At 42.9% G+C, this 12,645-nt stretch carries 12 protein-coding genes and 1 pseudogene; 12 read left to right on the top strand and 1 reads right to left on the bottom strand.

The window, feature by feature from the left end; translation table 11 throughout:
* The 9 genes and pseudogenes from IKW96_RS04730 to IKW96_RS04770 form a co-directional block, all read left to right on the top strand.
* Positions 1-321 (top strand): annotated as a pseudogene (locus IKW96_RS04730) (hypothetical protein); the annotation flags it as partial.
* A 93-nt stretch (positions 322-414) separates the two neighbouring features.
* A complete protein-coding gene (locus IKW96_RS04735) occupies positions 415-1,752 on the top strand; it encodes a diguanylate cyclase (protein WP_296570938.1) in 1,338 nt (445 codons plus the stop codon).
* A gap of 576 nt (positions 1,753-2,328) precedes the next feature.
* Entirely contained in the window at positions 2,329-3,315 is a 987-nt protein-coding gene (locus IKW96_RS04740; protein WP_367112942.1) for an alpha/beta hydrolase, read from the top strand.
* Between the two features lie 192 nt (positions 3,316-3,507).
* Positions 3,508-3,753, top strand: a complete 246-nt coding sequence (locus IKW96_RS04745; RefSeq protein WP_296570940.1) for a hypothetical protein — start codon at positions 3,508-3,510, stop codon at positions 3,751-3,753.
* Complete coding sequence (locus IKW96_RS04750; protein ID WP_296570941.1) at positions 3,750-4,889, top strand: flavodoxin; 1,140 nt, start codon at positions 3,750-3,752, stop codon at positions 4,887-4,889. The genes IKW96_RS04745 and IKW96_RS04750 overlap by 4 nt, the downstream gene beginning before the upstream one ends.
* A 15-nt stretch (positions 4,890-4,904) precedes the next feature.
* The gene (locus IKW96_RS04755; RefSeq protein WP_296570942.1) at positions 4,905-5,615 is read left to right on the top strand and encodes a flavodoxin; all 711 of its coding nucleotides are present in this window, start codon (positions 4,905-4,907) and stop codon (positions 5,613-5,615) included.
* Positions 5,616-5,641: 26 nt separating this feature from the next.
* On the top strand, positions 5,642-6,811 hold the full coding sequence (locus tag IKW96_RS04760) for an iron-containing alcohol dehydrogenase (protein WP_296570943.1): 1,170 nt from the start codon (positions 5,642-5,644) through the stop codon (positions 6,809-6,811).
* 34 nt (positions 6,812-6,845) lie between these two features.
* Positions 6,846-7,328, top strand: a complete 483-nt coding sequence (locus IKW96_RS04765) for a flavodoxin (RefSeq protein WP_296570945.1) — start codon at positions 6,846-6,848, stop codon at positions 7,326-7,328.
* Between the two features lie 15 nt (positions 7,329-7,343).
* Complete coding sequence (locus IKW96_RS04770; protein ID WP_296570947.1) at positions 7,344-7,676, top strand: putative quinol monooxygenase; 333 nt, start codon at positions 7,344-7,346, stop codon at positions 7,674-7,676.
* A gap of 316 nt (positions 7,677-7,992) precedes the next feature.
* Here IKW96_RS04770 and IKW96_RS04775 read toward each other — a convergent pair whose 3' ends face one another.
* Positions 7,993-8,727 carry a helix-turn-helix domain-containing protein gene (locus IKW96_RS04775; RefSeq protein ID WP_296570950.1) on the bottom strand — a complete coding sequence of 245 codons (735 nt, stop codon included), beginning with the start codon at positions 8,725-8,727 and terminating at the stop codon, positions 7,993-7,995.
* A gap of 139 nt (positions 8,728-8,866) precedes the next feature.
* On the opposite strand from IKW96_RS04775, the gene IKW96_RS04780 reads away from it, so the two are divergent.
* The 3 genes from IKW96_RS04780 to IKW96_RS04790 are packed head-to-tail and all read left to right on the top strand — an operon-like array spanning position 8,867 to position 11,674.
* Positions 8,867-10,234 (top strand): MATE family efflux transporter, encoded by a 1,368-nt coding sequence (locus tag IKW96_RS04780; protein ID WP_296570953.1) that lies wholly within the window; start codon positions 8,867-8,869, stop codon positions 10,232-10,234.
* Positions 10,235-10,256: 22 nt separating this feature from the next.
* Complete coding sequence (locus IKW96_RS04785; protein ID WP_296570956.1) at positions 10,257-10,835, top strand: sugar O-acetyltransferase; 579 nt, start codon at positions 10,257-10,259, stop codon at positions 10,833-10,835.
* Positions 10,829-11,674, top strand: a complete 846-nt coding sequence (locus IKW96_RS04790; RefSeq protein WP_296570959.1) for an aldo/keto reductase — start codon at positions 10,829-10,831, stop codon at positions 11,672-11,674. Before IKW96_RS04785 ends, IKW96_RS04790 begins: the two co-directional genes overlap by 7 nt.
* The last annotated feature ends 971 nt before the right edge of the window (positions 11,675-12,645 follow it).

Consider the following 12,645-nt stretch of genomic DNA (forward strand, 5'->3'; position numbering starts at 1 on the left):
CTTGTGGTGACGAGCCGTAATGCTCTGCGCGGAGAGATAGAAGAATGGCTTAAATATCCGGTTTCGGAACTTGATATAGCAGCGACATTTAATCTGATCGACAATGTAGCACCGCTTGCGGAACGTGGCATTGCCTGTGTTCTGGCAGTTGAGGGAGCAGTGGATATGTTTGATCCTGCACGTTTTGCATTCCGTCCGCTGAAACCAGAGCTTTCCATGACCTCGGTGCTTGCGTGGAAGAAGCTAAGCCCGTATGCAGGAGCGGCAGGCAAATTCCTTGAATATATCAAAAGTATACATTCTGAGCATACCAAAGTATGAAATACAGGCATTTGGCTTTTTCAATATGATTTGATATAATAAAGGAAAGGCAGAGAATAATAACAGCAGTTTTCTGCGGACAAGGAGGGGCATATGGATATGAATCAGGAGGCGCTCAATCAGATCGCGCGTACATTGACAAAGCACTTTGACAGCTTGTATTACGTAGACATTGAAACAGGTAATTATACAGAATATACTTCCGGACAGATGCTTCGCTCGGCAGGAATTCCGCAAAATGGTACTGACTTTTTCACCGACTCCCAGAAAAACGCTTCAAAATGCGTTCATCCAGATGACCTGGATCTGGTGATAAGTCTTCATAGCAAGGCAGCAATTCTTGAGCGTTTGAGCTATAATCGCTTTTATTCGGTTGCCTATAGGCTGATAATCAATGGTAAGATCATTCGTGTACGTCACTTTGAGATCATGTGCGAGGATAATGCTCATATCTTGTGCTGTCTTGAGAATATTGAAGCTGAGATGAAAGAGCGTGAGGAACGTGAAAGAAATCTTCAATCTGCACAGAGAATGGCACGGCTTGATGTTCTGACAGGAATACGAAACAAAAATGCATTCGCCGAATATACCGAGGAAATTAAAAAGAAGATACTTTCAGTTCCTGAACATCTCCATTTTGGTATCGTCATGTGTGATATGAATGATCTAAAGCTGATAAATGATACAAGAGGTCATAGCTTTGGTGATGAGGCATTGATGAGAGCAAGCCGAATGATCTGTGAGATATATGACCATAGTCCTGTTTTCCGCATCGGCGGAGATGAATTTGTAGTAATACTTGATGGACGTGATTATGATGATCGTGACTCTCTGCTTGGAAAGTTAAGGGAGGAATCATTAGCCAATAAGCGTTCACGTTCCGGTCCTGAGGTTGCCTGCGGAATGGCAATCTTTGAAAACGGTGATACATTCGATACAGTTCTTCACAGAGCTGATCAGGAAATGTATGTCAATAAAAAAGATCTGAAATCCGTTTTTGTAAAAGATTGCTTCATGGATATGGAGAAAATAGATACACCTATAACCGCTGAACGTAAACGTCTGTTGGACGGAATGTTCGGTGCTTTATATACGACAGCAGGCGGCGGTTATGTTTTTCTGAATGATATGCGGTATGATCTGTCACGCTGGTCATTGCCGTTGGTAGATGACTTCGGAATGAAATCAGAGTATATGTATCACGCTGACCGTCTCTGGCAGGAACATATCCATCCGGAAGATATAAAAGTATACCGTGAAGCTGTGGATGCCGTTTTGTGCGGAAATGCAGAGGTGCGTGCAATACACTACCGCGCACGGAAGGCAGACGGCACATATGTAGTTTGCTCAACAAGAGGTTTTGTCCTTAGTGATAAAGACGGCAATCCCGATTATTTCGGTGGTATTATTACTACAGAAAGCGGTAGGTAAAAATTCTTAAATATCAAAAGTATACATTTTGAGCATACCAAAGTATGAAATATAAGCATTTTACATATTGAGAAATATATGCTATACTGAGTACAGGACATAAACCTGTACTCTTTTTTTTACGGAGGTGACATTATGAAAGAGACGATGCTGTAATAACCTACAAGGAGCTTGCCGGTTTGCTAAAAAACCTGAATGACAAACGATGAGACGAAGCCAATCCTTTAACACTATAAGAACAAATGCTGCTATACGCCATTTGTAATAAAAAATGAAGTTGTGCTGATTATGCACTAAAAAATTTATGAAAAGCTTTGTGCTTTTATATGTTACACGTTATACAAAACAAATTTAGGAGGAAACGTAATGAAAATACAAAAGAGACTTTTAGAAGGTATATTGGCAGTTATATTATCAGCATCTCTTGTGGCCTGCGAAAATTCAGCAAGTTCAAAAAGTGCTGATAACAGCAATGTACAAGTAAGCAATACACAAGAGAATTCTATAAATACAACTGAAGAGCAAAGGCTGACGGAATCTGAGAATACAAATTACAGTATTATGACAAATACACAAATAAAAGCAGAAAATATTGCTTTAACAGAAGAATGGGATAAGGTTTTCCCGAAGAGTGATAAGGTGAATCACAAAAAGGTTACTTTTGTAAATCACTTTGGAATTACATTGGCTGCAGATATGTATGAACCAAAGGAATATGAAGGTAAACTTCCGGCAATTGCACTTGCAGGACCATATAGTGCCGTTAAAGAACAGGTCTCCGGACGCTATGCACAGGAAATGGCAGAAAGAGGATTTTTGACTATAGCCTTTGATCCCTCATTCTATGGCGAAAGCGGGGGTTATCCACGTTATATGAATTCACCGGAAATTAATACAGAAGATTTTCAGGCCGCAGTTGATTTCCTTTCGGTACAAGATAATGTTGATTCCGAAAGAATAGGAATAATCGGTATATGCGGATGGGGTGGATATGCTGTAAATACAGCAGCTATTGACACTCGAATCAAGGCAACCGCAGCAATAACAATGTATGATATGAGCCGTGTAATGGCATACGGTTATAACGATTCAAACGATGAAGATGCCAGATATGCAATGCGTGAAACCGTAAGCAATCAACGTACCGAGGATTATAAAAATGGTGAATATGCACTTGGAGGAGGACACCCCGAAGAAATCACTGATGATATGCCTCAATTCCAAAAGGATTATATAGAATTCTATAAAAGAGATAGAGGTTATCATACTCGTTCGCTTGGGTCTAACAATGGATTTGCCGCATCTACTATAGGTGCACTTATGAATACTCATTTGATGGAATTTGCAAATGAGATTCGTACCCCCGTTCTCCTTGTTCACGGAAGCGAAGCACATTCACGTTATTTCAGTGAAACAGTTTATGAAAAGTTGACATCCGGAAATTATGCGAATAATAAAGAACTTTATATTGTCGAAGGTGCAAACCACACTGACTTGTATGATCAAACTGATAAAATACCTTTCGATAAAATACAGGAATTTTTCGAACAAAGTTTAAAGTAAAAATTCTTATGTATATAGATTTGAAATATGAATTTTGATTCAGCTCAGTAACCGTATATGCTTAAGCATGCCAAAAGTATACATTCTAAGCATACCAAAGTATGAAATATAAGCATTTTACATATTGAGAAATATATGTTATACTGAGTACAGGACATAAACCTGTACTCTTTTTTTTGCGGAGGTGATCGAATGAAGGTGACAATACCCGAAATAACCAATAAGGAGCTTGCCGACTTACTGAAAAGCTCAGGTATGACAGATGAAGAGGTTGAGTCATTCCTCAAACGCTGTGAGAACAACTGCTGCTGTGCCGAGAAGATTCGTATCCTGCGAAAAACGAGAAAAGCTCTGCTCGATACGATACACAAGGAACAGAATATGCTTGATAAGCTCGATAACTTGATATGGAACATAGAACACGGAGGTGCTTTATGAATAAGCTGATTTCTTTACTTGCATCAACAGTTATCGCTGTATCAGCTATGATGACAACAAGCGGTACGATAAAAACATCAGCAGATGCCGACGCTGTTTCAGCTGCGACAGAAAAGACAAAATATACTATACAGGATGTACGCAATTTGCAGGACTTCATTCTTGCTAAGCCTGTGGAAGAAGATCTGACAGGAAAGCCCTATGATTTGAACAATGATGACCGTTGGGACGTATTTGACCTCTGCTTGATGAGGCGTGAAGTTCTGAATAATACGAATACCGCTTCTGACAATGATACACTTGTTATCTACTTCTCGCGTACCGGAAACACTGAGAAAATCGCTGAATACCTGATAGACATTACAAATGCAGACAGCTATGTTATCGAAGCAGCTGTGCCTTACAGCGATGCGGATATAAAATATCAGGACGATAACTGCCGTGCCAACAAAGAGCAGAACGACAAGTCGGTTCGTCCTGAGATAGCAAACCCGATAGCTTCTATCGACAGCTATGATACTATCTTCCTCGGTTATCCAATTTGGTGGGGACAGGAGCCTCGCATTATAGATACATTCCTTGAAAGCTATGATTTCTCGGATAAGACCGTTATTCCGTTCTGTACATCTGCAAGCAGTGGAATTGCCACAAGTGAGAAAAATATCAAGGCACTTGTGCCAATAGGCAATCAGCTTGAAGGCAGGCGTTTCTCTTCGGGTGCTACAAAAGAAGATGTAAAAGCGTGGTATGACACACTTCCTCTGAACGAAGAAAATTCTGACAATAAGCTGAAAATATCAGTAAATGGTACGGAGCTTACAGCAACTCTTGAAGATAACAGCTCGGCTCAGGCCTTGGCAGCGCTTTTGAAGCAAGGCAATATTACCGTAGATATGAGCGATTACGGTAATTTTGAAAAGGTCGGCAATCTTCCTCAAAGTTTACCGAAAAATGATGAAAAGATCACAACAGTACCGGGTGACATTATTCTGTATCAGGGCAACAAGATCACAATATATTACGCCGAGAATACATGGGATTTTACAAAGCTCGGTCATATCAATAATATCACACAGGAAGAACTGAAAACCTTGCTCGGTGACGGAGATGTCACGGTTTCACTTTCAATATCATAAAAGGAGAACTCATTAATGAATATCACAAGTAAAATTCTGCTTTCTATTATTATAGGTACTTGCTTAGTATCGTTTACAGCTTGTGGAAGTTCAGATAGCAACAACCAATCATCACAGCAGGTAACAACCACACAGCAGGAACAGACAACGGATACAACTACAACAGCTACGACGAAAGAAGATAAAACTATTCCCGAAGTTACAGTGGAAAACAACGCAACAGCAGAAGCAACCGATAGCACAGAGAGCAATACTCTTGTAGTTTACTTCTCACGCACAGGAAACACTGAAAAGATAGCAGAGTATCTGATAAACATTACAAATGCTGACAGCTATGTTATCGAAGCGGCTGTACCTTACACGGACGAGGACATTGAATACAATAATGCCTCCTGCCGAGCTAATCAGGAGCAGAATGATAAATCAGTACGTCCTGAGATAGTTGATCCTATTTCTTCTATCGACAGCTATGATACGATATTCCTCGGCTTCCCAATATGGTGGGGACAGGAACCACGCATTATAGACACCTTCCTTGAAAGCTATGATTTCTCAGAGAAAACAGTTATCCCGTTCTGCACGTCTGGCAGCAGCGGTATCAGTACAAGTGAAAAGAACATCTCGGAACTTGTAACTATCGGAACTCAGCTTGAAGGTAAGCGTTTCGCTGCCGGAGCTTCAAAAGACGAAGTAAAAGAGTGGTACGACACACTCAACTTGAATTAATAAATCAAAAAACGGAGGTAATCATCATGTTAGGAAATTTCAGTTATCACAATCCCACAAAGCTCTATTTCGGAGAAGAATCTCTCAATTATCTCAAAGATGAGATGAAAAACTACGGACAGAATGTCCTGTTCGTTTACGGCGGCGGTTCTATCAAAAAGAACGGTCTGTATGACGAGATAATCGCTATCCTCAAGGAGTGCGGCAAGAATGTTGCAGAGGTATCGGGCGTTATGCCGAACCCGACTTCCGACAAGCTGAACGAGGGCGTAGCTATTGCCCGTGAGAACAAGACAGACTTTATCCTTGCTGTCGGTGGTGGTTCTGTATGCGACTATTCAAAGGCAGTTTCCGTTTCTGTCAACTGCAATGACGATCCGTGGGAAAAGTATTTTATCCGCTTTGAAGAACCCAACTGTGACATTATTCCCGTGGGCTGTGTGCTGACAATGACAGGAACTGGCTCGGAGATGAACGGCGGCTCAGTAATCACAAACCACCACACCAAGCAGAAGATAGGTCATGTGTTCGGCGACGATGTAATGCCGAAGTTCTCTATTCTCAATCCTAAGTACACCATGACACTGCCGAAATATCAGATGGTCGCAGGTATTTATGATATATTCAACCATATCTGCGAGCAGTATTTCTCAGGAGAGGACGACAACACCTCCGACTATATCAGCGAGGGACTGATGAGAGGTCTTATCCATGCAAGCCGTATCGCTGTGGAGAATCCGCAGAATTATGAAGCACGTTCCAATATCATGTGGACGGCTACATGGGCGCTGAATACGCTTGTCGGCAAAGGCAAGTCCGAGGACTGGATGGTACATATGCTCGGTCAGGCAGTTGGTGCTTATACAGACGCTACGCACGGTATGACTTTGGCTGCGGTATCTTTGCCGTATTACAGATATATCATGCCTTACGGTATGAAGAAATTCGCACGTTTTGCAACAGAAGTATGGGGCATAATCCGAGAAGGCAAGACAGATGAACAACTTGCAAATGAGGGCCTTTATGCAATGGAAAATTGGATGAAGGAGATAGGGCTAGTGATGAACTTGAAAGACCTCGGTGCAACCGAGAATATGATCGAGGGCATCGCAGATGCAACATTCATTCTCAACGGCGGCTACAAGGTGCTTGAACATGATGAGGTGGTTCAGGTATTGAAAACAAGTATGGGCTAATAAACGATAATTCTATAAAACGGAGGTAATCATCATGAGTAAAAAATTAGTAGCATATTTTTCAGCAAGCGGCGTGACCGCTAAACTGGCAAAAAATCTCGCAGAAGCAGCAGGGGCAGACCTTTACGAGATACGTCCTGAAACACCTTACACAAACGCAGACCTCAACTGGCAGAACAAGAATAGCAGAAGTTCTGTCGAGATGAACGATAAGTCTTTCCGTCCTTCTATCGCGGATACAAATGCAAATATCGCTGATTATGATACGATATTTGTTGGTTTCCCGATATGGTGGTATGTCGCACCTACTATTATCAATACATTCCTTGAAGCCTATGATTTTTCTGGCAAGACGATCATTTTATTTGCAACATCCGGCGGAAGCGGAATGGGTAACTCTGCAAAGGAGCTTCGCCCCAGCGTGTCCGACAGTGCAGTCATCAATGACGGCAAGCGTTTCAGCGCAAATGCTTCTGTAAGCGAACTGAAAGAATGGGTCAATTCGTTTGGTATCTGATAAAAGGAGCATACAATGAGTATTATCGTAAATCTCCGATACACTGGCAAAAACGGCTCTGCCAGAGCTTTTGCAGACGAAATGACTTCAAGCGGAACAGTTGATGCAATACGCAAAGAGGACGGTAATCTGCGATATGAGTATTATCTTTCTTTTGACGCTCCCGAAACTGTTTTGCTGATAGACGAATGGACAGATCAGGCGGCGATAGACCGTCACCACGCATCGCCCATGATGCAGAAGATCGCTGAGCTCCGAGATAAATATGATCTTCACATGACAGTGGAGCGGTATGTAAGCGACGAGGACGGTGTACCTGACAAGGACGAGAAATTCATAAGAAAGTAATGAAGCGAGAACGATGTTGAAATTTAATTCAATTAGAAGAATACTATTTCATTAGTGATAAACGCATTCCATACAAGTATTCCATACGGAAAAAATTAAAGGCTAAATATAGGCGAAAACGAGGCTTTATAAATATTCGAATCCCTCTCTGTCCGCTCTTTTAAAGAAGCCTGTAGAAAACAGTTTTAAATGCATTTTTGCAGATTTGTGTGCAGCAAAAACAGGCGTTATGCACACGGAATGCACATGAAATGCACACGACGAAAGGCAGTATAACGATACAAAAAAGCCAGCTCCATTAAGGAGCTGGTTTTCTTTATTCTGTCATCACCGTCCTGCGGTAATGCGTATCCCGATACTTCTTCGGGCTGGTATCGTAGTATTTGCGAAATGTCCTAGCAAAATGGCTGTATGAGGAGAAATGCAGTATATCGGATATTTCCGACAGCGTGAAATCGGAATATTTAAGCATATTCTCAGCTGTTTCCATCCGTTTTATGACCACATATTCGGTGATGTTCACGCCTGTCTCCCGCTTGAACAGCACGGAAAGATAGGATTCATTCAGTCCGCACATATCTGCAAGCTCTCCCACAACGATTGCTTCATGCAGATGAAGCTGAATATAGTCCATACACTGAATCACGGGCTTGGAATAGACATTTTCTTTCTTTGCTGCGGCTACGGCTCTGACATAGTATTCTATCATCTCACGGTGCAGGGCGTAAAGCTCATCGGTGCTTCTTGCCTTGTCATACTTCTGAATATACAGATCGCTTGCGTTATAGGCTTTCTCTGCATCCATACCGCCCTCTATCGCAAAGCGAGTGACGAGCGTGATATTGCAGATGCAGAGGTACAGCAGATTTTTCAGAGGATCATCTGAAAGATGTCCTGTTTCGGCGGAGCGTATCATGCGCTCCGATTCTTCTATCGCACGGCTGTCTCCCTTAGCCAGATATTCGTACTGGAGCATTTCATTATCGTATCTGTGATGATGAAAGCTGTTATCTCGGTTGACATATTCAAGGTAGGCAACCTGTTTATCCATAGTTTCTCTCATAAGTATCACCCTCTGTATCATAGCACATTTCTTGAATCAAGTCAAGATGAATGACGAAAATATAATATATGTGCTGTACTTTCTTGTCTCGTTCTGATATAATGAATGACAGAAAGAGGGCGATACCATGAAAAATACAACGAACATGACTGAGGGCAGTATCCTCAGAAACCTCATATATTTTGCAATTCCCGTCCTGATCGGCAACATCTTTCAGCAGCTCTACAATGTCGCTGATACTGCGATCATCGGCAATATCCTCGGTGATAACGCACTTGCGGCGGCGGGTGCTTCCGCTCCCGTGTACGGTTTGCTGATCGGCTTCGCAGGCGGTCTGACAAACGGGTTTGCTGTCATCATCGCAAGATACTTCGGTGCAGGAAACGAGCGTGAGATGAAGAAATCCGTTGCTCTGACATATATCCTCTCCGCAGTTATCGCACTTGTGCTGACCGTTTCAAGTGTGATCGCTCTGCACCCGCTGATGAAGGCTCTTAAAACGCCCGATGAGATCATAGCAGATACCGAAAGCTATATGCGTGTCATCATTCTGTTCTCGGCTCTGACCATCGCTTACAATATGCTCGCAGGAATGATGAGGGCTATCGGCAACAGCAAAGCTCCGCTGTATTTTCTGATCGTCAGCACATTTGTGAATATCGGACTTGACTTCCTGTTTGTAAAGGGATTTGATATGGGCGTTGCAGGTGCGGCTTATGCGACCGTTATCTCTCAGGGCGTGTCTGTGGTGCTGTGCTTTATCTATGCTGCGAAGAAATGTGACTTCCTTATCTTCCGCAAATCGGAGCTTGTATTCGATAAGGCTCTGCTTGGTGATCTCACAAGCACGGGACTTTCAATGGGACTGATGTACGCTATCGTATCGGTAGGCTCTGTTATATTGCAGGGTGCAGTCAACGGCTTCGGTACTTCTACTATTACAGCCCACACCGCCGCAAGGAAGATCGACGATATATTTATGCTTCCTCTCGGCACTATCGCTCTTGCCTCGTCCACATTCGCAAGCCAGAATTACGGCGCAGGCAAGACTGACCGAGTAAAGCAGGGCATCAAATGCAGTATCATAATCGCTGAAATATGGAGTGCGTTCTCTGTTGCTGTGGCGGTGATCTTCCGCAGACCTCTTGTGCAGGCTCTCACGGGAACGACCGATGAAGCAGTCATCGCAACCGCTTCAAAGTATATTGTCATCAACATCAGCTTCTTCTTTGTGCTTGGCGTTCTGCTCGTTCTCAGAAGCAGCTTGCAGGGTGTCGGCAGAAAGCTCGTTCCCGTATCGGGAAGCATCGTGGAGTTCCTGCTGAAAATAGTTGCTGTTTCCGTTCTCGCACCGAAGCTCGGCTATCTGGGTATCTGCATCTGTGAACCGATGATATGGGCAGCCTGTGCGGGAATAGTGCTTGCCGATTATAGCGTATTTATGCGTAAAACCAATGTTTGCAGGCTTGACAGCAAAAAGCCTGTTGTGGTATGATAAGGATACGGAGGGAAATACTATGACCGAACTTGAAAAGCTCGAAGCAGGGCTTGAATACTGCTATGACGATGAAGAAGTGTCCGCACGAAAAGAAAAGGCTATCATCGAGTGCAGAAAATACAATTCTATCGACGATACCAACTATGAAGCACAGTATGCCCAGCTCAAAGCCATGCTCGGCAGCGTAGGCGAAAAGGTATGGATCGCAAAGACCTTCAACTGCGACAACGGAAAGAAGATCTTTATCGGCAATAACTTCACGGGCAACTATAATCTGACGATACTTGACATTCGTGAGATGTATATCGGGGATAATGTAATGATCGGTCCGGGAACACTGATTACAACGGTCGGACATCCTCTTTCTCCTATAGGCAGGCGTAAGCATCTTGGCATTGCAAAGCCTGTGCATATCGGTAATGATGTGTGGATTGGCGGTAATGTGACGATACTTCCGGGCGTGACCATCGGCAATAATGTTGTTGTGGCGGCAGGCGCGGTTGTCACAAAGGACGTTCCCGACAACTGCGTTGTGGGCGGTGTGCCTGCACGGAAGATAAAAGATATTGAAAACGATACGGAGGGATATTCATGCTGAACAAAACAGTGAAACTTGTAAACGGATACGAGATACCGTCAATAGGCTTCGGTACATGGCAGACACCCGACGGTGTAACAGCAGTCGCAGCCGTGAAAGAAGCTCTGAGTGACGGCTATACGCATATTGACTGCGCTGCCGTTTACGGCAACGAAAAGAGCATCGGCAAAGCTTTGACCGAATCGTGCGCAGACAGGAGCAAGCTGTTCATCACAAGCAAGCTGTGGAACACTGAGCGAGGATACGATAAGACCATAGCCGCCTTTGAGCAGACGCTCTCCGATTTACAGCTTGACTATCTTGATCTGTATCTTATCCACTGGACGGCGAATGCAAAGCAGTATCCGAACTGGCTTGAGATCAATGCAGATACATGGAGAGCCTTTGAGCATCTCTATAAGCAGGGCAGGATCAAAGCAATCGGCGTGAGCAATTTCAAGAAGCATCACCTTGAAGCACTGATCGCTGACTGCGAGATAAAGCCTATGGTGAACCAGATCGAATTCCATCCTGGCTTTATGCAGGAGGAGACTGTATCATTCTGTCGTGAGAACGGTATATCAGTCGAAGCGTGGAGTCCTCTCGGAACAGGCAAAATGCTCCAGAATGAAACGCTGAAAGCTATTGCCGACAAGTACGGCGTATCCGTAGCACAGCTCTGTATCCGCTGGTGCCTGCAGAATGATGTGATACCGCTGCCGAAGTCGGTAACACCGAACCGTATTCAGCAGAACATAGATGTGTTCGGCTTTGAGATCACCTCAGAGGATATGGCGGTCATCAATGCTATGGAATACTGCGGTGGTTCGGGACTTGATCCTGATGAAATAAATTTCTGACTCTGATTTCGGTGTAGTAAAAGTTGATGATATTCTGAAAAAAATTAGAAGAAACGGTTATAGCCGTTTCAATAGACTACAGTCTTATGACACTTTCAAAAAGCGTTTCAAATACATTGTATTTTAATTTTTGAAACATTGCAAATTTAAATGACACCCTATTGAGAAAATAGAGCCAGTGCAGTATTCGCTGCACTGGCTTTCTCGTTATAGTTTGCTCTCATATTCTCTGCCAAAGATTTCTTAACAAGCAATATAGATATATTACGCTTACTGAAAAGGATTTGTACAGCGTATATTTATGTTTTTATTGCCTCGCAGAGCGCACATACCATGTAAGTGGTATATAAGTGCGCCCTTGGATCAGGAAAAGAAGAATTTGCAGTGACTATTGCTACGAGGAATCTTAAAAATGCGCAGAGTTTATGAAGAAGGAAATGCTCATTTTTATTTTAGGAGCGGCACTGAGAAAAATGATTTCTATTGATATGCTATACAGAAAAAATCTCAGATGAAATTGAAAAAATGCCGTGTAGGTGTGTAAAATGTCCGTTTGACTCTATTTTACGGAAATTCTTTTACACACCGATGTGCAGCACTACACACCTCATGTACAGCAATGGAACAGCAACTGTGTAAAAAGCTCCGCGATATATAGCCGTTTACACGCCATGTGCAGCATACACACCGTTTTTGAAATCCATTACAATTTTTTTTAATTCTTAAGAATAACAGCGACGTACCACATTTATGAGTTGTTACATTTGGTACGTCTGGTACAAGGTACATGCTCTCAGCTTTATAAAAAAAGTCTCCTCGGGAGAAAGTATTTTTCATCTGAACTTGAAAAATGATGTATTTGGTGTATTCGATGTATTCATATACGGTGTTAAGCCGTTTTCGGATACATACTGAATACATCGGAATACATCGCCGCTGTATCAGATGTATTTTTGAAGTGTCGGATTACA

Origin of the sequence: Ruminococcus sp., from assembly GCF_017549005.1 — a bacterium.
Lineage (GTDB): Bacteria > Bacillota > Clostridia > Oscillospirales > Ruminococcaceae > Ruminococcus.